The organism is Lysinibacillus sp. RU7 (genome assembly GCF_057837305.1).
The window spans coordinates 77,371-103,099 of record NZ_JBYQFK010000016.1 but is presented as its reverse complement, the minus strand read 5'-3'; the positions used below and the strand labels follow the sequence as shown (position 1 = coordinate 103,099).

Here is a 25,729-nt window from a genome sequence, read left to right as displayed (position 1 = left end):
AAGGGGTATCTTTCTGTAAGCTTTCGAGGCTTTATAACGGCTTCATTAAAAACATTTCAAGGAAACGTTCCCGATTGCCGCTTACTGATTTTAATTGTAAATCAACGTTCGCTAAACTGTATAAAGCTTGCAATAGTCGATGCTCTGACGGCTTCTGACGTTGCTCTAGCATCATTTTCACACGATACGGGTGGATTTTTAAATGCTTGGCAATTTGATGCTGTGAGTAGCCTTTTTTACTTAAATAAAACACATTGCTCATCGTTCGAATATTAGAGGCAAGTAGTCCGACTAATGCAATCGGCTCTTCCTTTTGACGAAGTAAATCGTGATAAATCGACAAAGCTTCTGCCTGATTGTGGGCTAAATACGCTTTAAGCATTTTAAAGGCATCATGTTCAAGTGTCTTCGCGACTAAGTCTTCCACAAGTGCGACATCAATTTCTACTTCTTCGCCTAAATACAGCGCCAGTTTTTCGATTTCCATTTGCAGCTGTAACATGTTTGCCCCAACCATCTCAACTAGCTTCACAGACGCTGCTTCTGTGATCGTTTTGCCGTATGCTTGTACCTCTGTTTGAAGCCACACATATAAATCATTTTCTTGCGGCGTGACGGCTTCAAGCGTTAGCGCTTTTAACTTCATTAACTTTGTTACTTTTTTTCGTTCATCTAATTTTTCATACGGCGCGATAAATACCGTAACGGCTGTATCACTTGGATTACTTAACCATGTTTCAAGCCGCGCCACATTATGGTCTATTTTTTCTTTTCCTTTTTCAGTTGCTTTCATAAACGAGGCGTTTTTGGCGATAATAAGTTTACGGTCTGTGAAAAACGGAATGGTATCTGCTTCATCGATGACATAATCGAGCGGCTGTTCCTCTAAATCAAATTGAATAATATCCGCTTCCTCTTCATTGCCCATTGCTTTTTTTAAACGCTTGACCGTTTCATCAATAAAATAAGATTCTTCGCCAACGAGTAAATATACAGGTGCGATTTGCCCGCTCTTTATATTTTGCCATACTTTTGTAAAACTCACGGACAGAGCCCCCTCTCATTTTTGTAAGTTCTAGTATACACTTTAACCGTCAGGAATGTGAATATTTTAAGGCAAAATCACTATCAGACTAGTCGTGAAATTATCGCTTTGTATATAGCTTTTTACTAGGCATTGACTTATAATTGAACAAGAGTAGGAGGGATAATTATGGCAGGACATTCTGATCCAAATTACGTAACTGAAAATCCATTCGAAGGCCGCGGTCGTGCAATGCAAGGCAACGACTTCCCTGATGCAGCTATCGGTTTCGCCGTGTCAACTGGTTTCTTCGTTACTATGTTCGTCATCGCGATGATCGTAGAAGTAGCTATGCGTTAATTTTACTTATCCGAAAGGGCGTATCTTAAAACAACATCTTTTAAGATACGCCCTTTTACTATTTCATTATTGTTTACGCACGCTCATTCCCTTTTGATTCACCTTCACTTCTATCGTCCCTTCCTCCCCTGTGACGATATATCGCAAATTGCGCGATTGGAATCGTTCCACGACTTCTGCGTGCGGATGCCCGTACCGATTGTTTTGACCCGCCATAAAAATCGTTAACCGCGGATTCACATGCGCAACAAATGTTTCACTACTCGATGTTTTACTACCATGATGCCCTGCTTTTAATACGTCTATATTGGCGATTTTAGCCCCTTCACGTGCAAGGAGGTCTTGTTCCCCCTCTTTCTCCAAATCACCCGTAAATAACGCTGTAAATGCCTTATACTGCATAAATAAAACAAGGGAGTCATTATTCCCTTCATAATGTGTCTCTACCGGCCATATATAACGAAATGCTACCTCTCCCTTTTGCCAAACCGCACCGGCTATTTGTTCTTGAATGGGTATACGTTTTCGTTGCGCTTCGCTGAGTAAATCACGCATGACTTCTTTTGTATGAGACCCTGGTGTAATATGAATTTCTCCGATGGGTATTTCTTTTACGATTTCCTCTGCTGCTTCCACATGATCTGTATCTGCATGTGTAATGATTAATGTATCGAGCGATGAAATCCCCTTTCCTTTTAAATACGGTAGTACAATTTGCGTACCGACCTCATAGGCATTATTTCGCTGCTTCCATGCTTCTTGCTGAAAACGCAGCACGCCCCCCGTATCCACCATATAAACGGCTTGACGGTGTGGCAGCTCAATTAAAACGCAATCTCCTTGTCCAACATTGATAAACGTAACGATCACATCTCGCTCTGCATAATGGCTGAGCTGAAATAACAGCGCAGGGATCAATAAAGCGACCCCTACTTTCCACAGCCTCGCCCCTTTCGTTAATAATAGAAATGTCACAAAAACGCTGCCATATAAAATCAGCATCCAAACGGTTGACGGTTTTCCTGCTACCCACATTTGATACGGGATATTTTGCAAAAATAAGATGACTTCCGTTAGCCATGAACGCACGGGCTCATACAAGGCAAAGCACCAGCTAGCAAAGGGACCCGGTATAAAGGAAATGACAAGCAATGCGATATTCACAGGTAATATGACAACAGAGAAAAGTGGCACAAATACAATATTCGCTAGAAATGACGATAAACTCAGCTCATAAAAATGAGACAGTAAAATGGGATACGTTAAGAGCTGACAAACGAACGTTATGAGAAAACCCTGCATCCACCACGAGCTTGCTCTTGCTAAAATAGGGCCCGAATAGATTAAGCTAGCCGTCGCTAAGTAAGATAGCTGAAAGCCGACTTGATAGATAGTACCTGGCTGGAGTATGACGAACACAATAAAGCTAATCGCTAATGCATCGTCAATTGGCAAGCGCCAGTTCAAATAGCGGGCGAGCATAACAAATTCTACGACTGATACAGCACGCCACACAGACGGTGCCCCGCCCGCTAGCAGTGCATATATCGGTAAAATAAGAATTAAAGCAAGCGTCGCCAACTCGCGCCTTACACGTAGCCTTAGCATCCCTTGGAAAAATAACAGTGACAGCAGGGCTACATGCAAACCTGAAATCGCAAATAAATGAGTAATCCCAAGCTTCTGATACGCCCGGTTAATATCATCAGCTACTTGATCTTTTACACCGATAATTAATGCTTGTGCTTCTGCCGCTAGCGACGCTGGAAACACACTCTCGATATGCCCACTTAGTATAAAACGTTGCTCGTAAATGCGCTGTACAAATGATTTCTTCTGACCAATCGGTTGAAGCGTTGACACGTCTACAATCCCGATTGCCCCTTTGCTTTTTAAATAGTCGCTCATATCAAAATGATAGCGATGCGCGCGTTCACTCGGCTCCTCTATATTTCCTTCTACATAAAAGACCGTGCGAGCAAGTGACGTACTTTCATACGCCTTTTTCTCGCTTTCTGTTTGAAATGTGTACACCATATACACGAGCCGCCCCTGCTCATCTTTGATCAGCCCTCTTAATGTGGCTCCGTTTATGGTGTACGTATCTGTCAACATCATGGTCGCCGGGAATGTTAGCGGCTTTTCTAACTTTGCTAACTGCCAGCTAAAATAACTACATGTCAGTAGCCCAACCGCAATCACCGCCACAACATGCACTTTTTGAAACCCTCGGTACCAACACCAAGCACTTATTCCCCCTAAAAAACACAAAAGCCCTACCGATTCATGTGCTGCTACTGCAGCAACTAAAACCGATAAGGCATAGTACACCCATTTATGCTTGAAGTAATTTACCAAATAATTGGTTCACCTTCTCCTCATAAGGGGCCAATTCTTCTACCGAAACACCAAGCTCACGCATTTTTTGCAACATGTCGAGCGCTAATTGGAACTTTTCATCTTTTAAAAAGTCAATTTTCGCATCGTCAAACGGAATATGTACGACATGAACCCCTGCTTTTTCAAACAGTTCAAGGGCGTATGGATTGTTTTTATAATCCTTTGCATAGTACACATTTTTAATACCCGCTTGAATAATCGTTTTCGTGCACGGTAGACATGGGAAATGTGTAACGTAAAGATCTGCACCGTTCGCTGGTGTACCGTATTTGGCACACTGTAATAAGGCATTTGTTTCAGCGTGAATTGTGCGAACACAATGATTATCGACTACGTAACATCCTTGATCGATACAGTGTTCATCACCGGAAATCGAGCCATTATAACCGCCGGCAATAATACGTTTTTCCCTCACTATCGTTGCACCAACTGCTAATCTCGTACATGTGCTTCGTAATGCTAGTAAATGGCTTTGTGCCATGAAAAATTGATCCCATGTAATTCGCTCCATATGACTACCTCCAATGTGGTCTTATTGATAGTTTAGTCAAAATGCGCGCGCGTGGCAATGTCTCAATTTTTCAATTACTATTTATTTTCACGTTGGTTGATTGACCTTTTATTATTCATAGAATCGTGTGAAACGTTGATTTCCGCTCCATTCGGCTCGCTTTCCACGGGCATGGCTTCAGCCTCCTCGTCGCTCGTACCTCGCTCCTGCGGGGTCTTCAGCCCATGCTATTCCCGTAGGAGTCTCACCGATTCCGCTACAATCAACTGGCAAGTCATTGTTAATCACGTTTTACTAAAAAACACGCTTCTATACAGAAAATATTTTGATAATCAACACATCTGATTTAGTTTATCTTGCATTAACAGACCATAATTTATCTGTTCCAAAAGGAAAACAACAGTTACAAAATGCCTACTAACTGAAGTTTCACTTTATATCAATCAAATCTTTCAACTGTTCAAATGTTTTGTCCCCAATTCCTGTAACATTTTTTAATCCGTCGATTGCCTGAAACTTTCCGTGCTCATCTCGGTGAGCGATGATGGCTTTTGCTTTAGCAGGTCCAATTCCAGGGAGCGTTGTCAGTTGCGTTTCATCTGCTGTATTAATATTTACTTTCCCACTATTAGCATTGCTAGCACTGGAACTACTAGCACTACTAATAAACTGTTGAATGTCTAGCTCCGTCTCTTGTCCCTCAAGCGGAATATAAATGACCATTTCGTCTTGCAGCTTTTGTGCGTGATTAATAAGCTGCGCATTCGCACCGTCCACATAGCCACCAGCTAGCGTAATCGCATCGACAACGCGATCTGCTTCCGTCAATTCATACACCCCAGGATAGTTCACTGCGCCTTTCACATCGACTAAAATACGCTGTGGTTGCTGTTCCACTTCTATTTCTTGTGCAACGACTTCAATCGGCTTCTGTTCCACTTCAGTAATGAATTCAAAAGAGGGTTCTTCCTCTTCTCGTAAAAATGTAAATGCGATGATACCAGTGACACAAAGAATGCTAGGCAGCAGCACTCTTTTTCCATACTTTGCAATTAGATTTTGGATAACGCAAACACCCTTTCATCTAGAAGGCAACATCATATGGAGTCTCTTTTAATATACAAAAAATTCTGTCTTTTTAAAAGAGGGAATTCGCTAATTTAGCATTATAATGTCATGGCATACGGGCATAACCTTGCCGTATCCGGGCAAAAGTACTCGCTATACGGGCATAAGCCTACCGTATCCGAGCATAAACAAGCGGCATACGGGCATAAAGCCACCATATCCGGTCAAAAGCCTACATTTTTCAACCAAAATATAAACTCTGATTTTACAGTCAATCGTTCTGCTAGAAAATGAACTGATTTAAATAAAAAGAAACGGGGTGTCCAAAAAGTAAAAACTGTTTGGACACCCCGTTCGCTATTATTTTACTGCTCGGATAAAAATACGTTCACTTTCTTCCTCTGGTGCTTCGAATGACCAGTCAGCTGTTACATGTACTTCTGCAAAACCTAGTTCCTGTAGCCACTTGACATATTGTTCTACGGAAAATGTACGCTGTAAATGTTCCTCGTCAAAGCGCTCGTATAAGCCGTTTTCCGTTTCCACAAAGAAACTCATTTGATGATAGACGGAGTGTTCATACTCTGCCGGTTCTGTATGCCAAATATACGTCACACGCCCATCATCATATGTAAACGGACCATCTAAAAAGATTTCGTCCATTTTAAATAAGGAATGCACATCAAAAAACAGTTGGCCGCCTTGACGCAATGCCTCATAAGTACGTTTGAGTGTCTCAAAAACAGCAACTTCCTCTGTTACATAATTAATAGAATCGATTGGAATAATCGCTACATCTAATGCATGAAAACCTTCTATTTCATCCATTGACATTGCAAAATAAGGAATGTTTTTTCCGCTTTCTTGCGCACGTGCTTGTGCGACGGATAACATTTCCTCCGAAAGATCAATGCCACTCACTTTATACCCTGCGTCATATAACTTCATTGTTAGCGTACCTGTTCCACAGCCGATATCTAATAGTGTCGGATATTCTGTGATCGGTGCATGCAATTGAATCCATTCAACATATTCATCATATGGAATATCTGTCATGAGTTCGTCATACACATAGGCAAAACGTTCGTAGCTACTCATTCATTTTCCGACACTTCTAACTGAGGTGCGTCTCCCCATAAACGTTCTAAGTTGTAGAATCCACGCTCATCTTTATGGAATACGTGTGCCACTACATCCCCAAGGTCAACTAAAATCCATCGAGCTGAATCAAACCCTTCCATACGTTTTACTGCGTAGCCGTTCTCTTCTGCTTTTTCTTGGATTTCACGTGCAATGGCTTGTACTTGACGGTCAGAATTCCCGTGACAGATGATAAAATAATCTGCTAGCAAAGAAATCCCTTGCATGTTTAGCACCACGATATCCTCCGCGTGTTTATCGTCTGCTGCTTTATAAGAAATTTGTAATAACGTTTCGTTCATATATTAAAGTTCCTCTCCTAAATAGTGGTTATAACACTCAATTGATAGCGGATAAATCGCTTGTTCCGTATCGACTAAAAACTTCACAGAATGATAAATGCATGCACGCATTGCTCTTGTTAAGTCTTCCTTCGCTATTTCACGTAACGCCTCTACCCCATTAAATTTGCGATTCGGTTCAATCATATCGGCAATATAAATAATTTGCTCTAATTTGCTCATATTTACTCGTCCCGTTGTATGGTAACGCATCGCATTTAATACATCTTCATCTTGAATGCCTAACTCATGCTCTGCACGATACGCGGCAATGGGGCCATGTAAGATTTCAGCACCCCATGGAATTAAGCGCTCATCTAATCCATTATGACGTACAATATCGCGCATGCCTTCTTCATCTTCAAATTTTGCTACGTCATGTAAAATCGCTGCCATTTCAGCTTTTTTAACATCCTCACCATAGCGGTTTGCCAGTACTATCGCTGTTTCCATCACACCAAGCGTATGAATATAACGCTTTTCTGGCATTCGTGGACGGATATAATCAAGCAAATGTTCTCGCTCCATATAACCCTTCCTTTCGAATAAATGCCTCTACTTGCTCCGGTACTAAATAACGAACTGTACCGCCACGAGCGAGACGCTCTCTCAGTAAAGTAGATGAAAGGTCGATTTGAGGTGCATCCACCATCGTCATCGGATAATGTGTCGTTCCTTCACTTCCCGGCCGCTTAAACCCGACAAATTGTACAATGTGTACCAATTGATCAATGCAGTACCATGTGTGAAGAGAATCGATACTATCACCGCCGATGATGAAATAAAATTGCACATTCGGTTCAGATTTTGTCAGTGCCTGCATCGTATCATATGTATACGATAAACCACCTCGTCTTAGCTCAAACGTTTCCAGTACAAAATACGGCACGTCAGCAATCGCAAGCGCCACCATTTTCTTTCGCTGTTCGTCTGTTGCGCCGCTTGATTCCTTATGTGGTGGAATAGCATTCGGCATAAAGCGCACTTCATCTAACCCTAATGCATGATAAGCTTCATTTGCCATCATTAAATGTCCGATATGCGGTGGATTAAATGTACCACCCAAAATACCGACCTTTTTCATCTAGCTTCACCTTACTTTTTATTTGCTTTTGGTAGTATGATTTTTTTGTTATTGCGCGATTCTTTATACAGTACGACTGTTAAACCAATTAATTGGACTAATTCCGCACGCGTGCCACGCGCTAATTCTTGCGCTACCTCATGCTTATCTTCTTCACAGTTATCTAAAATACGTACTTTAATTAATTCACGTGCTTCTAATACGTCACGTAATTGGCGTAACATTGCATCGTTTACGCCACCTTTCCCTACTTGGAAAATCGGATCTAAATGATGTGCCTCAGCACGTAAAAAACGTTTTTGTTTACCTGTTAACATAAAAATTATTTTCCTCCTAATTGCTCTGTCAGATGAGCAATCATTGCATTTGTATTGGGGGAAGAGCCGAGCCAATGCTCGTACGCTATCGCCCCTTGGTGTACGAACATACCAAGTCCGTTCACAATTTTCGCCCCTTTTTCCTCAGCCGCTAGTAAAAAAGGCGTCATTAATGGATTATACACAATATCTGCCGCAATTGCGCCTGTCGGGAACTTTTCCAGGGAAAATGGTAAGTCAAAATCCCCTGTTGTCATTCCGGCTGGTGTTGTTTGTACAAATATTTTAAATGTATGAAGCGTACTTTCTGCTTCTTGCATCGATATTGCACGACCCGTTTGCATCTCATCAATAATCGCTTGAGCTTTTGCGACTGTACGATTGGCAATTGTAATTTTTGTATAGCCTGCTTGTTGCAGCGCAAACGCAATCCCGCGCGCTGCCCCACCAGCACCGATTAACAGCAATGGCTCATCACGATGAGTTGTCCCGACCGCTTCTTCTAGCGACCGAACAAAACCTACACCGTCTGTATTGTAGCCTTTTAATTTGCCTTCTGCTGTCCGTACAACGGTATTTACGGCACCCATTTTCTCTGCTAACTCATCTAACTCATCTAAAAATGGAATGATTGTTTGTTTATGGGGAATTGTGACGTTCCAACCACTTGTGCCAAGTAGCTTAAACGATGCCACCGCCTGCTCTAAATGTTCAGGTTTCACATGAACGGGAATATAAGCCGCGTCCACACCTGCTTCCATATACCATGCATTATGCATATCCGGAGATTTAGATTGTGCAATCGGATCTCCAATAACCGCAAACCATTTTTTCATCTACACTCATCCTTTTCACATGACTTGTACAACTTGCAATTAAATTAACGACGGGCGAATGAATACTTGTACGCCTTTTGGTGCATAAGCAGCCACGACAACATTGGCATGTTGCACCGTAATCCAGCCAAGCCCAGAGAATACAACGTCTGTTTTCCCCTCTTTAATCGAAAATTCATGGCGAACAAGCTCTGGTAGTTGATCGATATGCTGTGCTGTCGGTGGTGCTAACAGCTCGCCCTTATGCTCTGCATATAAAGTATCTGCCTTTTCAAGCTTTGTTCGGTGAATTGGTAAATCATTCGCTACATGTACTGTAAATGCCGAACGCTCGCCCTTTACAAAATCAAAACGGGCAAGTGCACCGATAAATAATGTTTGTCCCTCATTTTGCTGATACACTTTTGGTTTAATTTCTTTTTTCGGCATAATGTATTTTAACTCAGACGCATCTAAGTAATGTGCCATTTGGTGATGGTTAATAATGCCCGGTGTATCATACAACGCTGATCCATCATCAAGTGGGATTTCGATCATATCAAGCGTTGTGCCTGGGAAATGAGACGTCGTAATTACTTCGCCCTCCCCTGTCGCACGCTTAATAATGCGGTTAATAAATGTTGATTTCCCCACATTTGTACAGCCTACAACAAATACATCTTTCCCGTTACGATGAGCTTCAATGGCATCGACGACTTCAGCCATCCCTTTGCCTTTATGTGCTGATACAAGCATGACATCTACTGGATTTAAACCAAGCGCTTTTGCTTCACGTTTTAACCAGTTAATCACTTTATTTGCTTTCACTGATTTCGGCAATAAGTCTGCCTTATTGGCAACAAGCAATACAGGATTTTTCCCTACAAAGCGGTGAAGACCCGGCAACCAACTACCGTTAAAGTCAAAAATATCGACAATTTTTACGATTAAGCCTTCTTGCTGTCCAAGGCCGTTTAAAATGCGTAAAAAATCGTCATCCGTTAAGCTAACTGGTTGAATTTCATTGTAATTTTTTAAACGAAAACAGCGTTGACAAATCACTGTTTCTTTTTCGAGGGATGAGACAGGCGCATACCCTACCGCCGTTTGATCTTCTGTTTGAATTACTGCTCCACAGCCAATACAATTTGGCATTTCGTTCATTATTGTAAATCCTCCTTAGTAACACACATCTTGTGCCAAATGGCGCAACATGCTGTCCTCACTTATGGAAAAATAACAAGACGTATCTTCTTATTTGTCCCAAGTTTTAATCCCTTTTCGTTTTAAATCATTAAACACACGACGCTCCACAAAACGATTAAAGCGCGTCACAAAGCCATCCGACTGGGCAACCGGACGGACTAAAATCGTGTACAGTTTTTGACGTTTTGCACCCATGACATCTGTTAATAGTTGATCGCCTACCATCACGACTTCTTCACGCTTTAATTTTAAGGTTACAAGTGCTTGGTAAAAGCCACTGCCTAGTGGTTTTTTCGCTCGATGAATATACGGAATACCTAAAGGCTCCGCAAAGCTTTTTACACGTTCCTCGTTATTATTGGATGCAATCACAATACGAATACCAGCTTCTTGCATCATTTTAAACCACGCTGCAAGTTCTTCTGTCGCGTCAGCACGATCCCACTCGACTAGTGTATTATCTAAATCTGTAATCACGCCGCGTATTGCTTGTGCTTTTAGCTTTTCAGGCGTTATTTCGTATACTGTCGATACAAATTCATCTGGCAATAAGAAATTATACAAACCAAAATCTCCCTTACGTTCATAATTTAACATTATAACATATTTGCAAACGCTTCACCCATACGAATAGGATAGCCTTGTACAACATTTTCATGAAACTCAATTGCATTTTCTTCAAATAACATGACAACTGTTGAACCAAATGTAAAATACCCAACCTCTTCGCCCTTTGTCCAAACGTCCGTTACATTTGTTAACTGAATGGAATTGACAAACGTAGCACCCACTTTAATGAATGCTGCCTGGCGATGCGGGGAATATGCCAACTCACTAATCATACGATAATTATGGCTAATCGGTTTCTTGCCGTATGTTAAGCCAAGTCGATTGACCGGATACGATTTTCGTCCTAACACATATTGCCGTACTACTTCCGCATCAATTGGGCTATGAATACGATGATAATCAGCCGGACTTAAGTAAAACACAATATATTTTCCGTCTCGGTAGTTCGCTGCCATTCGTTCACTGCCAAGTAGATCGACGAGCGAATAAGGTTTATTTTTTACCGTTAATGTCATACTATCAACAATATCACCAAACGCCTCAATTTTTGCATCGACGGGACTCGCAAATACCGTTTCTCCTTGTGCAATGGGACGTGCGTCTAGCTTTAATGAACGGGTAAAAAATTCATGCAGATTTGTAAAACTCTCTATATTTTTTGAAACCTCATCTATGTTAATCTCGTATACTTTACTGTAGCTACGAATAAGCTTTTTACTATATGGTGATGTTGCAATTTTTTTCAAGAAGGCTGAGCTGCCCCTGCCGTTAGTAAGTTCAATCATCCCTTGATAAATTCTTTCTTTCATCCAAGTACCCCCATGATATAATAAAAAGTAATTATAAATGTTATTTCATGTGATGAAAAGTAGTTTTCTTATAATTGATAGAGAACCGCTTTCCATCTGCATTCATTTCAGAGTATAATAAAATAATAGTAAAGTGCAAAGGAGTGCTTCCTATGTTTCTTCTCCACAAGGTCGATGTTACCTTGAAGAAAATTAAATCGAACGCCGCCAATTTAATTACAATATTAAACATGTCGTTTGGTGGAGCTGCCATTATGGCCACATTAAACGAGTTGTATAGCTATAGTGTTTTATTTATTTTTATTGCCGCGTTTTTAGACCGCTACGATGGCAAAGTAGCAAGAAAATATAATCAAGAATCCGAATTAGGGAAACAGCTCGATTCGATGGGCGATATTATATCGTTTGGTGTAGCCCCAGCGCTATTAATGTATGAAATCGCATTAATGGATTTTGGCGTTGCCGGGATGTTTATGGCGATTTTATACATCGCTTGTGGTGCGCTTCGCTTAGCTCGCTTTAACGTAATGGAATCGACTGGTTATTTTGTCGGTTTACCCATTACCGCTGCTGGTACACTGCTTACCTTTTCATTCTTCTTTGCACATGTTGTGTCACCGGTCTTTTACATGTTTTTCTTCCCGGTTTTAGCTATCCTAATGATTAGTACATTCACATTAAAGAAAGTCTAATAGGAGGGGGTGTTGAGAAAGTGAAGACTGTCCGGACACCATCTTCGTCGCAAAAAAGCCGTCTTAAATTGTCTTTTAGACGGCTTCTTTCATTTTACGCCACCTTTCGACATATACTGAAAAAAAGGAAAGGATGGCTGTTGTGGGCATCATGCTTTCACTTCTTCAGCTGTGGCTAGACTTCCCTTCACTTGTTGGTTATTTAAAGGGGCAGGCGTTTTCTAAACCGCTCACACGCGAAGAAGAACAGCAAGTACTTGAACGGTTTTTAGCAGGCGACGAGCAAGCACGACTTGAATTAATCGAACGCAATATGCGACTTGTTGCACACGTTGTGAAAAAATTCCATCCACCACATGAGCAATTAGATGACTATATTTCAATCGGCACAATTGGCTTAATGAAAGCCGTAGCTAGTTTTACACCAAACAAAAAAACACGGCTCGCCACTTATGCTGCACGTTGTATCGAAAATGAGATTTTAATGCATTTACGTGCACAGAAAAAAGTACAAAAAGATGTGTCTTTATTTGAGCCTATTGGTATAGATAAAGACGGGCAAGCATTGCAAATTCGAGATTTACTTCAATTCGATGAAAAACCAACGATTGACCAAATTGAAGAACGCGAACGCCATCAACAACTTTATAAATATTTACAAGTATTGGATGCGCGAGAACTTGAAATTATTAAGTTACGTTACGGGTTAAACAACGTCAGACCGTTAACACAAAAAGAAATTGCTAATCAGCTTTCTATTTCTAGAAGCTATGTATCTCGTATTGAAAAAAGGGCACTTGTCAAACTGTATCAACAATTTAAGCATCAACAAACCTAAAAAGCGCATTTAAAGCTTTGGCTTTAAACGCGCTTTTTTTAATATTTATTTTCTGCTACATCTGCCGTAATGAGTAACATCAGTACGGCTGTAATCCCCATTGCCATTGTCATTAAAAAAACCATGCTTTATGCCTCCTCCATGCACTGAGTTTATCCCGCTTTATGGCGTAGTAATTGATATCATCGTATCATGTCAGAGAAAAAAAGACTGTGAGTTTTTTAACACTTTACGCTTGTTACCTACAGTTTTTCGATTGCTTTTAACACAATCGCTGTGGAGTGCTTCGCTGCGACTGGTAAAAACTCGTCAAAGCTAATGTTGGACTCTTTGCCCGCAATATCAGATAATGCGCGAATTACAACGAACGGCGTGCCAAATTGATGGCAAACTTGAGCTACTGCTGCTGCTTCCATTTCAACTGCTTTCATGTGCGGGAAGTATTCTCGTACTTTCTCAACACGAACAGGATCATTCATAAATGAGTCACCTGAACAGATTAAACCAACACCGTATTGGTGCTCGCCTACTTCCATAACTGCCTCTTTCGCTACTTCCATTAATTTTGCATCCGCTTGAAAACCAGCTGGCAGTTGAGGAACTTGACCCATCTCGTAGCCAAAAATTGTGACATCGACATCATGATGACGTACCTCGTCTGAAATCACAACAGCCCCTACTTCTAACGCTGGATCATAGCCACCTGCTGAGCCTGTATTGATGACAACATCCGGCTTGAATGTATCCAGTAAAATCGTTGTAGACATGGCTGCATTCACTTTACCAATTCCACTTTTAAGAAGAACGACTTCTTTTCCTTCATAAGTACCTGTTGTGTACTCGCTATTTGCAATTGTTTGCGTTTCTGTATTTGTTAGTGTGTTACGTAGAAGCTCTACTTCTTGCTCCATTGCACCGATTACAGCGATTTTCATTCATCATTTCCTCCATTTCAAAACACTCTACTTAACATAATCAATCGAAGCAATCTATGTCAAGTTAATATGTCCCATCGAGCGTATTTAGCACCTCAACTTGTATTGGTTTCCAACCTTGTTGCTCTACCCATTCAATTGTCACGCGGTATTTTTGCACTTTATCATTTGATGAAATGACAGCGATAGCGGATTGTGCATTCCCATTATTTTTGACCGACCAGATGATCCCTTCTTGTTCATTGATTGGTACAACGGAAAAAATAGCCCCTAATTTTTCTTGATAGTCAATATGATTTGTGTCAAAAGTCGAACGATGCTCACCTGTTTGTGCCGTCGCATATGGCTGCCATGTTTCACTTGTCCAGACTTCATCAACAAGTGGATTGTCTGATGCATTGACGACGTTTGATTGGGGATTATTTTCTAACGTCTCTTCTTGTACTTCTGGTTCATCCACATTACTTGGCTCTGATGGCTCTTTCGTTGTTTCCTCCGTTTCATCTACTACGCTAGAAGATTCGTTTTCTGTTTCTGAAGACGTTTCCTCCGTTTGTACTTCTTCAACTACCTCATCATCATCATCCTGCATTGTAAAAATTATAAATAAACTAATCACAATTAGCGCCGAAACGAGTGCAATTAAATAATTTAAAACGCGATTCATTTTATCTTCTTTACGTCTCTTCGTACGTGTATTTTCTTGAGAACGGTTTAAATACTCCATTTCCTTTTTATCCATGTAGCTCCCCCTTACATCTCACTATTTTATCAATACTCACAACCGTTGCCTATTAGAAAGCTTAACTCTCCTACTAGAAATAATTACCCCTATCAAGCATTAAAAAAGTTGTTCCTGCTTAACGACAGAAACAACTTTTTACTATTATTTAATTTCTAAAATAACTACTTCCATATCTCCGCCTGGTGTTGTCAGCTTTACTTTGTCGCTGACTTTATGACCCATTAATGCTTTTGCCATTGGTGAGTCATTTGAAATACGGCCTTCTGCTGGATCTGCTTCTGCAGAACCGACAATTTTATATGATTCTGGCTCGCCCTCTGGTTCGCCATCTTCTAATACGTCAAATGTTACCGTACGACCAAGTGATACTAAAAGCTCTGTATCATCATTTTGTTCGTCAGAAATAATTAAGGCATTACGAAGCATCGATTCAATCGTTGAAATACGACCTTCTACAAAGCCTTGCTCTTCTTTAGCTGAATCGTACTCTGAGTTCTCTGAAAGGTCACCGAAAGAACGTGCGATTTTAATACGCTCTACTACTTCTTTACGTTTAACCGTTTTTAAAAATTCTAATTCTTCTTCTAATTTTGCTTTCCCGTCTAACGTCATTGGGTATTGTTTTTCGTTCGACAAAATACTCACTCCTTCATCATGCTTGAAAACATTACTATACACCTTAAATTTTAAAATGCAATCGTTTTCTTTTTAAAATAGTCGTCTACATAAGCATAAAACCCGACTACTAGCTATGTATATGATAACGCACGTCCAAAAAGACATGCGTTATGTTTCATGCTTGTAATCGAATTTTATGTGTATGTTTATGAATCATTACTTTGTCTTTATACAAATATAATGAAATGAAAAATAATGTCAATACCAATCCATCATATTATACATTCGAATCAGTTTCAAGAATTGTTTTAATTTTTGTAACCATTAAATCGATCGCTACACCATTATCTCCACCTTCAGGGATAATGACATCTGCATAACGCTTTGTGGGTTCAATAAACATATTATGCATTGGACGAACGGCTGTTAAATATTGCTCAATGACGGAATCTGCTGTACGTCCTCGCTCTTTAATATCCCGCTCAATCCGACGAATTATACGCAAATCGGAATCCGTATCTACAAATAGTTTAATATCCATCAATTCCCGAAGGCGCTCATCCTCTAATACTAAAATTCCTTCTATAATGATCACGTCTTTCGGTTCAACATTAATCACATCTGTAGAGCGTGTATGCTGCACATAATCATATACCGGCTTTTCGATTGGTTGACGATTTAATAGCGTATGAATATGCTCAATTAATAAATCGGTATCGAACGCTAATGGATGATCGTAATTTGTATTTAAACGTTCTTCAAATGTCATATGACTTTGATCTTTATAGTAATAGTCTTGCTCAATCACGACAACGGAATGATCGCGGAACACTTCATAAATGGCACGCGTCACACTTGTCTTTCCTGAACATGATCCACCGGCAATGCCAATGACTACTGGACGCTTACTCATTACTTTTTGTTCTCCTTACGCATCATGTTAAATTTCGAAAGCGGTCGATCTACTTTAAATTTTAAAATTTGTAGTGGATGACGCGCCACATCTAACTCATTGCCTTCTTCATCCCAAAGTTGGCCTACTGTCATTTGGAATGTTTCGATATCTGGACCAAAGAACTCCACTGTATCGCCCGGCTTAAAGTAGTTACGTTGTTCCATTGTTACCATCTGTGTTTCCGCATCATAATCAAGCACAAGTCCTGCAAAATCCCATTTTGGTTTTGATGCATGGAAGCCGAACATTTGCTGCTTATAACTTGGCTCAGACTCAAAGAATGCCGAAGCTGTTGCACGGATGGCACAGCGCGATAATTCTTCTAACCACTCTTTTTTAATTTGGAAGTTTTCAGGGTCTGCACAGTATGCATCAATCACTTTACGATAAACAGAAATAACTGTTGCTACGTAGTGAATGGATTTCATACGCCCTTCCACTTTTAACGAATCAATGCCCAGCTCGATCATATGTGGAATCGATTCAATTAATTTTAAATCTTTTGGACTCATGGCAAACGGTGCGTCGCCTTCATTAAATAACGCTACTTCCTCACCGTCTTTATTTTCATATAAATCATAGTCCCAGCGGCAAGACTGACAGCAACCACCACGGTTTGAGTCACGGGCTGTCATATGGTTGGATAATACACAACGGCCAGAGTAAGCGATACACATCGCACCATGTACGAATGCCTCGATTTCAATATCGACTTCCTCTTTCATTTTGCGCATTTCTTCTGCACCGACTTCACGTGCGAGTACAACACGGTGTAGACCTTCATCCTTCCAATACTTCACAGCCTTCCAGTTTGAAAGCGATTGCTGTGTTGAAAGATGGATTTCAAGCTTTGGTGCAACACGACGGCATGTTTCGATAATTAACGGGTCTGCTACGATAATGCCCGTCACACCTGCCCCTTCAATTGCTTGTAGGTACTCTTCCAGACCTTCCATGTTTTCGTTATGCGCGAAAATATTTGTTGTCACGTATACGACCGCACCATATTTTTTCGCAAACTCTACACCTTCAGCCATCTCTTCGATTGTGAAGTTATCCGCATTCGAGCGTAAGCCGAATTCCTGACCACCAATAAATACAGCGTCAGCACCGTAATGAACGGCTACTTTTAATTTTTCAAGGCTTCCAGCAGGCGCTAAAAGCTCAGGCTTTTTTGTAATGACTGTCTTGCCATCAATTGTTTCACGAATTTTTTCGTTTTGAATTAACTGTAACATATTCGCCGCTCCTTTCTAGTACACTGTTTCCTTGAAGATAAAGCCAGTATCAAGCGGGCGTAATGCTGGTTGAATTTCTTCAATTTGGGCTAATAAATCATCTTTTATATCTTCATACGCTTCTTCGCCTTGATCGAAATACGCATCAATCGCTTGACGATATAAGCTTGTTACTTTAACAATGTAGTCATACGACTGCAATACGCCATCGAATTTTAAAGAATCGATGCCTGCTTCAAATAATTCGCCTAACTCATCAATGATACACATATCATTTGGTGAAAAAATATGCGTACCGTTCAAATCTTCGTAAATCGGGTATTTGTTTTTACGCTCTTTATCATGTAAGAACATGTTTTTATTTTCTTTGCGATTTTCGATTTCCATCGCTTGATCACGATATAAGAAATAGTTCCCTAAAAGTGAACGCTTTGATTGGAACATACAAGTCATGCCGTGTACTTGTACTTCGATTTCCGCCTTGGCATTTTCTTTAATTTCGGTTACTTCTTCAAATGACAATTCACGTGCAAGTACCGCACGTGTTGCGCCACGCTCCGCCCAATAATTTACTTGGAACCAGTTTGTTGCAATCGTTTCTGGATTCCAGTGAAGCGGAATCGTAATGCCTAACTCACGTACTGCCATAACAACAGCCGGATCACCAAATAATAATGCATCAACGCCGATACGTTGCATTTCTTTTAAATAGCTATCTAACGCCTCTAAACGGTCATTATGGAATAAAGCATTCACGGCTACGTACACTTTCTTTCCAGCTTCGTGCACAAGTTTTGTCGCTTCTTCTACTTGGGCTACGGTAAAGTCTCCAGCTAAACGTAAGCCAAATTGTTGTTCACCAATTACAAACGCATCTGCTCCAGCTTTTAGTAAGTCTTGGATATGCTCAACAGATTGCGGTGTTACTAATAATTCAGGTTTTTTCACTGTTGTCACCTCTTCAAACAAATTAGCAAGCCGTCACCAATTGGGAAAAATGCGCTCGTGTAATCAGGATGCTGCATAATCCAATCGGTAAACGTCTTTAAATTGCGAATCATTGTTCTTTTTCTTCTCGGCACTTCTTTTATATCTAAATCAGATAAACCGTGCATATACATATTGTCAATGTATAATACCCCGCCCGATGGTACAAGCGGTGCATATTTCTCAAAAAACTTTTGGTATTGCCCTTTTGCTGCATCAATAAAAACCGCGTCATACGTAGACTGAACTTGTTCAACATCTACTTCTAACGCATCCCCCTCAATCACCGTAATACGCTCAGCTGCTTCAGAACGAGCAATAAATTCACGGGCATGCGCTACACGTGCCCCATCACGTTCGATCGTTACGATTTGCACATCTGGCAAAGCTTGTGCCATCCGAATCGCTGAATAACCAATCGCTGTACCAATTTCTAATATCGTCTTTGGTTGTTGAATACGCAATAATTGATTTAACGCTTCAATACCGGAAAGTTGCATAATCGGTACATGATTAGCTGCTGCAAACTGCTCCATTTCGAGCAGTAGTGCATTACGTGGTTGAATGAAGGAATGAATATAAGCATCTGATAATTCCATCCAAAAACTCCTTACCATTCACTTTGACAGTTTGTAGGGATTGCTGAAGATGAGAGAGGTAGGCATACAAAAAGAAGGACCAATGAAAGGACCTTTTCTGGTGATAGGTTCACATTGTGCGAAGAAATCAAGACTACCCTGCTCCATTGCTTCAAGACAATCGATACAGTAGTTTTAACAAGAAAAGTGCATTCGAAGTAGCCGCAACGACATACAGCTATCAACGAATGCCTAGATATCTAAAAAAAATCATTACTAATAATAGCACGAAAATAGAAGGAATGCGAATAATCTTTACTCGACTCCTTCTATTTATACATTAGTACTATTGAATATATTTCGCTACATTGCTTAAATGTTCTTCATACGTTTTCGCAAAATGGTTATTCCCTTCTTTATCTGCAAGGAAATATAAGTATTGTGTATCACTTGGACTAATCGCTGCTTCTAGCGATATTTTTCCTGGTGAAGAAATTGGTCCTGGCGTTAAACCTTTATGCTTGTACGTATTGTACGGATCTTCTACTTCTAAATCTGCATATAACACACGATCTTTATGCTCCCCTAAAGCATATAAAACAGTTGGGTCTGTTTGCAGAGGCATATCAATGTCTAAACGATTGTAAAATACACTCGCAATCGTTTCACGGTCTGTTTGAGCTGTCGCCTCTTCCTCGAGTAAAGAAGCAAATGTCACAAACTCATGCACAGACATGCCAAGTCCCTCAAAGCCCGCTTTATAATTCATCACCATCGTATCCATGGCAGCAATCATCGTTTCAATAATGGATTCGAGTGTTGGTTTTTCCTCATAGAAAGGATATGTCGCTGGATATAAATACCCTTCCAGTGGATAACGCACATTTTCACCTAAAATATCTGTTGTTAATAAATTCGGATACTCCGCCATCATCATTTCAATAAAGGCTTTATCTGTTACTTTTGTCATAAATTCTTCTGCTGTAAAATCTGTTTTTTTCTCAATCACACTAGCTATTTGCTCCAGGTTTAACCCTTCAGGTATCGTAATAGCAAAAAGCGGCTCACGATAAACCTTTCCTGTTTTTAAGCTTTCGATAATTTCATCTAGTGTCATCGCCTTTGTCATTTGATAGTTACCAGCTTGAAATTGTGATTCATTTTTAAACTTTGCATAGTATTTAAAAATACGTGCATCTTTAATAATGCCATTTTTCTCTAAAACTTCGGATATGGATGTGACCCCTGACCCCATTGGAATTTCAACGGCAATTTCTTCTGTTGATTCTGGATCAAGTGGTTTAAGCGCTGATGTAATATAGCTATAAGCCGCAAAGCCGCCAATCGCTACAATTAATAAAAAGATAAGTGCTACAATTGATACAATTTTACGCACGATTTTAACCTCGCTTTTGCGCTCTCTCATTTTTTCAAGCATTTCTTGTTTTTTTGCTTCATTATCCACGGGTTCCCCCCCTTTTTCCCTTTCAATATGATACAAGATTTTTAGTAGAGAGACAAATAAAACATAAGTTCATATAAAAAAGCGTAGCTCCAAACTGCTGAGCTACGCTTTTTAGTATAATCAAACTATACAATTTATTGTTCTTTATCCGTTAAAGAAGTAAGAATTTCTTCTACCATTGCCCATTCTTCTTCTGTTTCAATTGGTACAAGATCGATAATCATACCGTTTTCATCTGCTTCGTAAGCCGAGGCGAAAATTTCTGTTTTTTCTTCATCATCTGCTAATCCATAAAATAAATAGTTTTTGCCGTTTGCTTCAAAGCGATGAAGGACTTGGCATACAATATCTTCTCCGTCTTCACCAGCTACTGTGAAGAAGTTTAATTGGTCTTGGTCAAACTCAGCGACAAGTGTATTTAATACTTCCTCTACCATCGCCCATTCTTCTTCCGTTTCTAAATCCTCGAAACTAGCCATCTCGCCATTTTCATCTAATTCGTAACGTAGTGCTGTTATATCTGAAGTACTTTCACCATTTTCATTAATTAATGTAAATAGCACATAGGAATGCTCATCCGTTTCAAAGTTAAATACGACACGACAGCGCTGCTCTTCACCTGCGTCATTTGTTAAAATAAAAATTTGTTCATCCATACAAAAAACCTCCTTAAATAAGAAAAGCGCAAGCGCCCTCTCTAGCCCCGACATGCGTTGGAGAAAGGCTCACAGTGTGCTTGCCACACGAAGAGACTTTCGAAACGTCACGAGGGGCTGGTCCGCTTGCGCTAGACACTCTTTAAACTAGAAAAATTTATACTTTCTTATCTTTTGAAAAAATAAGGAGGAGAGTGCCCCTCTCCCCCTACATCTTATTATTCTGCGTCTTCTTCGCCTAACTCATCTTCACGTTGCGCTAAGAAATCTTCGACGAACTCCCATTCTTCATCTGTTTCAATCGGTAGTAATTCCCCATCTTCACCATTTTCAGATGGTACAAATGCATACGCATGGATTTCAACAAAGCCATCTTCGTCTTCAGAACCTACTAATGAGTATAATACGTAGTTTTTATCAAAGCGCTCAGAATAAACTGTGTCTAAAATCTCACATAATTGCTCCTCGCCATTTTCATCTACTACTGTTAAATAACGTTCTTCAGGTTGTTGTGTCATACAGTAAAACCTCTTTCATATTAGTTTTGGTGCCTATCGCTTCGCTTTCGGCACAGAAAATTTTTGCCCCTGACGCTTCACTTTCGGGGCAGAAAACACATTTTGCCCCTGCCACTTCGTTTTCAGGGCATAAAACTAAATTGATTGAGCAGGCTCAATCAATTTAGTTTTTACTATCAAGATATCCTTGGAGGATCATGACAGCAGCCATTTTATCAATGACTTGTTTGCGCTTTTTACGACTAACATCTGCTTCAATTAGCATACGTTCTGCAGCCATTGTTGTTAAACGCTCGTCCCAAAGCTTTACTGGTAGCCCAAACGTTTCCTCTAAAAGCTTTTTATAGTTTTCAGAAGCTTCACCGCGCGGGCCCACTGTGTTATTCATGTTTTTCGGATAGCCGACAACAAACTCTGTTACAGCATACTCCTTTACAAGCGCTTTAATGCGTTCAATGCCAAATTCGCTTGCTTCTTCATCAATTTTCACAGTTTCGATTCCTTGAGCTGTCCAGCCAAGCGCATCGCTAATTGCAACGCCGACAGTTTTCGTGCCAACGTCTAATCCCATAATTCTCATTTGTTCGCCTCGGTATTCTTCTTAATATAAAATTTTACGAGCTCTTCAAGAATCTCATCACGCTCGAGCTTGCGAATTAAATTACGTGCGTCCTGGTGGCGAGGGATGTATGCCGGATCACCAGATAATAAATAACCGACGATTTGATTGGTTGGATTATACCCTTTTTCCTCTAGTGCCGAATACACCTTTAACATAACTTGTTTTACTTCTTCTTCCATTGATTCTTCTGGAAAATTAAATTTCATTGTTTGATCAAAAGAACTCAAGAATCCGCACCTCGCTTTCAGAAATAAGGAGATGGACATACATGCATACATCCATCTCCACTTATTCTCATTATAACCGAACTTTTCCCTTAATTAAATGGATTTAACGTAATCATACACAGAATTTAATGCTTCTTCAAGTTTTGACGCTTCTTTTGCACCAGCCATCGCCATATCGGGACGACCGCCACCTTTACCGCCACATTGTTCTGCTACTGATTTCACGATATTCCCTGCATGGTAATCACCACCGACGATATCTTTCGTTACACCTGCGCAAAGCATTACTTTATCATCTGCAGCAGCACCTAATACAATGACCGCTTTTTCCATTTTTTCTTTTAAATCGTCCATCATTTGACGAAGTTGGTTGTTGTCTTTTGCGTCTACTTTTGTCGCAAGTACTGTGACATCACCAATTTTTTGTGCTGCATCTAGCACTGCACCCGCTTGTGCATTCGCAATTTTTTGTGACAGGGATTCATTTTCACGTTGTAATTCTTTATAGTCCGCCTGTAAGCTAGCTACACGAGTCGCTACATCTTTAGGGTTTGCTTTTAATAGGCTTGCCGCTTCAGCAAGAATTGCTTCTTCTTCTTTGACAGCGAAGTAAGCTGCTTTACCTGTAACCGCTTCGATACGGCGAGTACCTGCGCCAATACCACCTTCAGATACAATTTTAAAGAAGCCAATTTCAGATGAGCGAGCTACGTGTAAACCACCGCAAAGCTCAATTGAGTAATCCGATACTGCTACGACACGTACAACATCGCCATATTTCTCACCGAATAGCGCCATTGCGCCCATCGCTTTCGCTTCGTCGATTGGCATTTCACGAATGACTACTTCGATATCTTCCCAAATTTTTTCGTTTACCGCACGCTCTACTTGTGCCAGCTCCTCTTTTGTCGCTGGACCGAAGTGAGAGAAGTCGAAACGTAAACGGTCTGGACCTACATATGAACCCGCTTGTGCAACATGGTCACCTAGTACATCTTTTAATGCACGGTGCATCAGGTGAGTTGCTGTATGGTTTTTCAGGATTAATGTACGTTTTTCACGATCAACAGATGCTGTCATCTCGTCACCAACGTGCATTTCACCAGATTCCACTACAACTGTGTGAAGAGGTTGACCATTTGGTGCTTTTTGTACATCTTTAACGATTGCTTTAAAGCCATCCGCCTCGATGACACCTGTATCCGCGATTTGACCACCCATCTCCGCATAGAATGGTGTGTTTGATAAAATGACTAATGCTTCGTCACCTTCAGATGCTGTGTTCGTTTCTTGACCAGCTACAACGATTGCCGCGATTGTACCGCGTGCTTCCATTGCATCATAAATGTAAGTTGATTCTTGTTTTAAGTTCGCAAGCACTTCACTTTGAACTTGCATTGAATCAACATCTGCACGTGCATTACGAGCACGTTCACGTTGTGCTTCCATTGCTACTTCAAAGCCTTCATGATCAACTGTCATGCCTACTTCTTCTGCGTATTCTTCTGTTAACTCGATTGGGAAACCGTACGTATCGTATAAACGGAATGCATCCGCGCCTGGAATCACTGTTTCACCTTTTGCTTTTTGGCTGTCTACTACTTCATTGAAAATAGCTAGACCACCATCAAGTGTTTCGTGGAAGCGTACTTCTTCATTTTTAATCACACGCTGAATGAACGCACACTTTTCCGTTACTTCTGGGTAGAAGTCTTGCATAATTTCACCAACAGTTGGCACTAATTCAAACATAAATGGCTTTTCGATGCCGATTTGTTTTGCATAGCGTACTGCACGACGAAGTAAACGACGTAATACGTAGCCGCGCCCTTCGTTTGATGGAAGTGCACCGTCACCGATAGCAAATGCCACTGTACGAATGTGGTCTGCAATCACTTTAAATGGTGTGTTAATATCTTCTGTTGAACCAAAAATTTCAGATAAGTTCACTTCATTTGGACGTTTGTATTTGCGATTTGCAAATTCTTCTGTTTTTTCAATAATTGGCATGAAAAGATCTGTATCGAAGTTTGTTGGTACGTTTTGTACAACAGAAACGATACGCTCTAAGCCCATCCCTGTATCAATGTTTTGCTTTGGTAGTGGTGTATATGTGCCATCTGGGTTATGGTTGAACTGTGAAAATACTAAGTTCCAAATTTCCAGGTAACGCTCGTTCTCACCACCTGTGTACATTTCTTCTTCTGGTGTACCTACACCGTATTCTTCCCCACGGTCATAGAAAATTTCTGAGTTTGGACCAGATGGACCTTCCCCGATATCCCAGAAGTTCCCCTCTAAACGAATTAAACGCTCCTCTGGAATTCCGATTTCGTTATGCCATACATCGTACGCTTCTTGATCTTCTGGGTGTAATGTAATCGATAATTTTTCTGGATCAAAGCCCATCCATTTTTTATCCGTTAAAAATTCCCATGCAAAATGAATCGATTCTTTTTTAAAGTAGTCACCGATTGAGAAGTTCCCTAACATTTCAAAGAATGTATGGTGACGCGCTGTTTTACCAACGTTTTCAATATCGTTTGTACGAATAGATTTTTGTGCATTTGTAATACGTGGATTATCTGGAATGATACGACCATCGAAATATGGTTTTAATGTTGCAACCCCTGAGTTAATCCATAATAATGATGGGTCATTAATTGGCACAAGTGGTGCTGATGGTTCATGATGATGATTTTTTTCTTTAAAGAATTCTAAATACAGACGACGAATTTCTGAAGCTTTCATTGTTTGTTTCCTCCTTGAATTTCTACATATGATGATTTGATAGGCATATCCATGACATTTTTCCGATCCGCAAATAAAAAAAATCCCCGCCCCCAAATAAGGGACGGAGATGATTATATCTACGTGGTACCACCCTAGTTCACAAAACGACAAACGCCTTGCATCTCTAGCACTTGTAACGTAAGTGAACGGCAGGAATTAGCTGCACTCTGGAGTAGCTTTCGGTTGCGACTTGTGGAGGTTTTTGCAGCCTAAGAAA

General features: G+C 40.4%; 29 protein-coding genes. 3 read left to right on the top strand and 26 right to left on the bottom strand.

Annotation, left to right across the window (positions count from 1 at the left end):
- Positions 1-31: 31 nt before the first annotated feature.
- Positions 32-1,045, bottom strand: coding sequence for a DNA polymerase III subunit delta (gene holA / locus AC3II9_RS13095; protein ID WP_489156075.1), 1,014 nt, complete (start codon positions 1,043-1,045; stop codon positions 32-34).
- A 168-nt stretch (positions 1,046-1,213) separates the two neighbouring features.
- Here holA and AC3II9_RS13090 point away from each other — a divergent pair, with 168 nt between their 5' ends.
- Positions 1,214-1,384, top strand: a complete 171-nt coding sequence (locus AC3II9_RS13090) for a YqzM family protein (RefSeq protein ID WP_391372343.1) — start codon at positions 1,214-1,216, stop codon at positions 1,382-1,384.
- 66 nt (positions 1,385-1,450) lie between these two features.
- Here the strand turns inward: AC3II9_RS13090 and AC3II9_RS13085 are convergent, their stop codons facing one another.
- The 12 genes from AC3II9_RS13085 to AC3II9_RS13030 all read right to left on the bottom strand — a co-directional run bounded on the left by AC3II9_RS13085 (position 1,451) and on the right by AC3II9_RS13030 (position 11,645).
- A complete protein-coding gene (locus AC3II9_RS13085; protein ID WP_489156074.1) occupies positions 1,451-3,742 on the bottom strand; it encodes a DNA internalization-related competence protein ComEC/Rec2 in 2,292 nt (763 codons plus the stop codon).
- On the bottom strand, positions 3,720-4,295 hold the full coding sequence (locus AC3II9_RS13080) for a ComE operon protein 2 (RefSeq protein WP_489156072.1): 576 nt from the start codon (positions 4,293-4,295) through the stop codon (positions 3,720-3,722). Before AC3II9_RS13080 ends, AC3II9_RS13085 begins: the two co-directional genes overlap by 23 nt.
- A 429-nt stretch (positions 4,296-4,724) precedes the next feature.
- Complete coding sequence (locus AC3II9_RS13075; RefSeq protein WP_489156070.1) at positions 4,725-5,327, bottom strand: helix-hairpin-helix domain-containing protein; 603 nt, start codon at positions 5,325-5,327, stop codon at positions 4,725-4,727.
- 396 nt (positions 5,328-5,723) lie between these two features.
- Positions 5,724-6,461, bottom strand: coding sequence for a class I SAM-dependent methyltransferase (locus tag AC3II9_RS13070; RefSeq protein WP_489156068.1), 738 nt, complete (start codon positions 6,459-6,461; stop codon positions 5,724-5,726).
- A complete protein-coding gene (gene rsfS, locus AC3II9_RS13065; protein ID WP_489156067.1) occupies positions 6,458-6,805 on the bottom strand; it encodes a ribosome silencing factor in 348 nt (115 codons plus the stop codon). Before rsfS ends, AC3II9_RS13070 begins: the two co-directional genes overlap by 4 nt.
- 3 nt (positions 6,806-6,808) lie before the next feature.
- Complete coding sequence (yqeK, locus tag AC3II9_RS13060; RefSeq protein ID WP_489156065.1) at positions 6,809-7,372, bottom strand: bis(5'-nucleosyl)-tetraphosphatase (symmetrical) YqeK; 564 nt, start codon at positions 7,370-7,372, stop codon at positions 6,809-6,811.
- Positions 7,350-7,928 carry a nicotinate-nucleotide adenylyltransferase gene (locus AC3II9_RS13055; RefSeq protein ID WP_489156063.1) on the bottom strand — a complete coding sequence of 193 codons (579 nt, stop codon included), beginning with the start codon at positions 7,926-7,928 and terminating at the stop codon, positions 7,350-7,352. Before AC3II9_RS13055 ends, yqeK begins: the two co-directional genes overlap by 23 nt.
- Positions 7,929-7,939: 11 nt before the next feature.
- Positions 7,940-8,245, bottom strand: a complete 306-nt coding sequence (gene yhbY, locus AC3II9_RS13050) for a ribosome assembly RNA-binding protein YhbY (RefSeq protein ID WP_489156062.1) — start codon at positions 8,243-8,245, stop codon at positions 7,940-7,942.
- Between the two features lie 5 nt (positions 8,246-8,250).
- Positions 8,251-9,081: a shikimate dehydrogenase gene (gene aroE / locus AC3II9_RS13045; protein ID WP_489156060.1), complete on the bottom strand. Its 831-nt coding sequence runs from the start codon at positions 9,079-9,081 to the stop codon at positions 8,251-8,253.
- Between the two features lie 39 nt (positions 9,082-9,120).
- On the bottom strand, positions 9,121-10,224 hold the full coding sequence (gene yqeH / locus AC3II9_RS13040) for a ribosome biogenesis GTPase YqeH (RefSeq protein WP_489156059.1): 1,104 nt from the start codon (positions 10,222-10,224) through the stop codon (positions 9,121-9,123).
- 90 nt (positions 10,225-10,314) lie between these two features.
- Positions 10,315-10,863 carry a YqeG family HAD IIIA-type phosphatase gene (locus tag AC3II9_RS13035; RefSeq protein ID WP_489156057.1) on the bottom strand — a complete coding sequence of 183 codons (549 nt, stop codon included), beginning with the start codon at positions 10,861-10,863 and terminating at the stop codon, positions 10,315-10,317.
- The gene (locus AC3II9_RS13030; protein ID WP_489156055.1) at positions 10,863-11,645 is read right to left on the bottom strand and encodes a phosphatidylserine decarboxylase; all 783 of its coding nucleotides are present in this window, start codon (positions 11,643-11,645) and stop codon (positions 10,863-10,865) included. The genes AC3II9_RS13035 and AC3II9_RS13030 overlap by 1 nt, the downstream gene beginning before the upstream one ends.
- 152 nt (positions 11,646-11,797) lie before the next feature.
- Here AC3II9_RS13030 and pssA point away from each other — a divergent pair, with 152 nt between their 5' ends.
- Both pssA and sigK read left to right on the top strand, forming a co-directional pair.
- The gene (pssA, locus tag AC3II9_RS13025) at positions 11,798-12,337 is read left to right on the top strand and encodes a CDP-diacylglycerol--serine O-phosphatidyltransferase (RefSeq protein ID WP_431027274.1); all 540 of its coding nucleotides are present in this window, start codon (positions 11,798-11,800) and stop codon (positions 12,335-12,337) included.
- Between the two features lie 151 nt (positions 12,338-12,488).
- Entirely contained in the window at positions 12,489-13,175 is a 687-nt protein-coding gene (gene sigK / locus AC3II9_RS13020) for an RNA polymerase sporulation sigma factor SigK (RefSeq protein ID WP_489156094.1), read from the top strand.
- A 242-nt stretch (positions 13,176-13,417) separates the two neighbouring features.
- Here the strand turns inward: sigK and mtnN are convergent, their stop codons facing one another.
- From mtnN to alaS, 13 genes are all read right to left on the bottom strand, one after another.
- Complete coding sequence (gene mtnN, locus AC3II9_RS13015; protein ID WP_489156053.1) at positions 13,418-14,110, bottom strand: 5'-methylthioadenosine/S-adenosylhomocysteine nucleosidase; 693 nt, start codon at positions 14,108-14,110, stop codon at positions 13,418-13,420.
- Between the two features lie 64 nt (positions 14,111-14,174).
- The gene (locus AC3II9_RS13010) at positions 14,175-14,852 is read right to left on the bottom strand and encodes a YrrS family protein (protein WP_489156052.1); all 678 of its coding nucleotides are present in this window, start codon (positions 14,850-14,852) and stop codon (positions 14,175-14,177) included.
- 144 nt (positions 14,853-14,996) lie between these two features.
- On the bottom strand, positions 14,997-15,491 hold the full coding sequence (gene greA, locus AC3II9_RS13005) for a transcription elongation factor GreA (RefSeq protein ID WP_391372298.1): 495 nt from the start codon (positions 15,489-15,491) through the stop codon (positions 14,997-14,999).
- Between the two features lie 259 nt (positions 15,492-15,750).
- Positions 15,751-16,386, bottom strand: a complete 636-nt coding sequence (gene udk, locus AC3II9_RS13000; RefSeq protein ID WP_489156050.1) for a uridine kinase — start codon at positions 16,384-16,386, stop codon at positions 15,751-15,753.
- Positions 16,386-17,666 (bottom strand): peptidase U32 family protein, encoded by a 1,281-nt coding sequence (locus AC3II9_RS12995; RefSeq protein ID WP_489156048.1) that lies wholly within the window; start codon positions 17,664-17,666, stop codon positions 16,386-16,388. The genes udk and AC3II9_RS12995 overlap by 1 nt, the downstream gene beginning before the upstream one ends.
- 15 nt (positions 17,667-17,681) lie before the next feature.
- Positions 17,682-18,614, bottom strand: coding sequence for a peptidase U32 family protein (locus AC3II9_RS12990; RefSeq protein WP_489156046.1), 933 nt, complete (start codon positions 18,612-18,614; stop codon positions 17,682-17,684).
- 5 nt (positions 18,615-18,619) lie between these two features.
- Positions 18,620-19,252, bottom strand: coding sequence for an O-methyltransferase (locus AC3II9_RS12985; protein WP_489156044.1), 633 nt, complete (start codon positions 19,250-19,252; stop codon positions 18,620-18,622).
- Between the two features lie 325 nt (positions 19,253-19,577).
- On the bottom strand, positions 19,578-20,696 hold the full coding sequence (gene mltG, locus AC3II9_RS12980) for an endolytic transglycosylase MltG (RefSeq protein WP_489156042.1): 1,119 nt from the start codon (positions 20,694-20,696) through the stop codon (positions 19,578-19,580).
- Between the two features lie 134 nt (positions 20,697-20,830).
- Positions 20,831-21,352: a DUF1292 domain-containing protein gene (locus AC3II9_RS12975; protein ID WP_489156040.1), complete on the bottom strand. Its 522-nt coding sequence runs from the start codon at positions 21,350-21,352 to the stop codon at positions 20,831-20,833.
- Positions 21,353-21,570: 218 nt separating this feature from the next.
- Positions 21,571-21,870 carry a DUF1292 domain-containing protein gene (locus AC3II9_RS12970; protein ID WP_391372279.1) on the bottom strand — a complete coding sequence of 100 codons (300 nt, stop codon included), beginning with the start codon at positions 21,868-21,870 and terminating at the stop codon, positions 21,571-21,573.
- A 163-nt stretch (positions 21,871-22,033) separates the two neighbouring features.
- Complete coding sequence (ruvX, locus tag AC3II9_RS12965) at positions 22,034-22,450, bottom strand: Holliday junction resolvase RuvX (RefSeq protein WP_391372276.1); 417 nt, start codon at positions 22,448-22,450, stop codon at positions 22,034-22,036.
- Positions 22,447-22,719: an IreB family regulatory phosphoprotein gene (locus tag AC3II9_RS12960; protein ID WP_391372274.1), complete on the bottom strand. Its 273-nt coding sequence runs from the start codon at positions 22,717-22,719 to the stop codon at positions 22,447-22,449. The genes ruvX and AC3II9_RS12960 overlap by 4 nt, the downstream gene beginning before the upstream one ends.
- 93 nt (positions 22,720-22,812) lie before the next feature.
- Positions 22,813-25,470: an alanine--tRNA ligase gene (gene alaS / locus AC3II9_RS12955; protein ID WP_489156038.1), complete on the bottom strand. Its 2,658-nt coding sequence runs from the start codon at positions 25,468-25,470 to the stop codon at positions 22,813-22,815.
- Between the last annotated feature and the right edge of the window lie 259 nt (positions 25,471-25,729).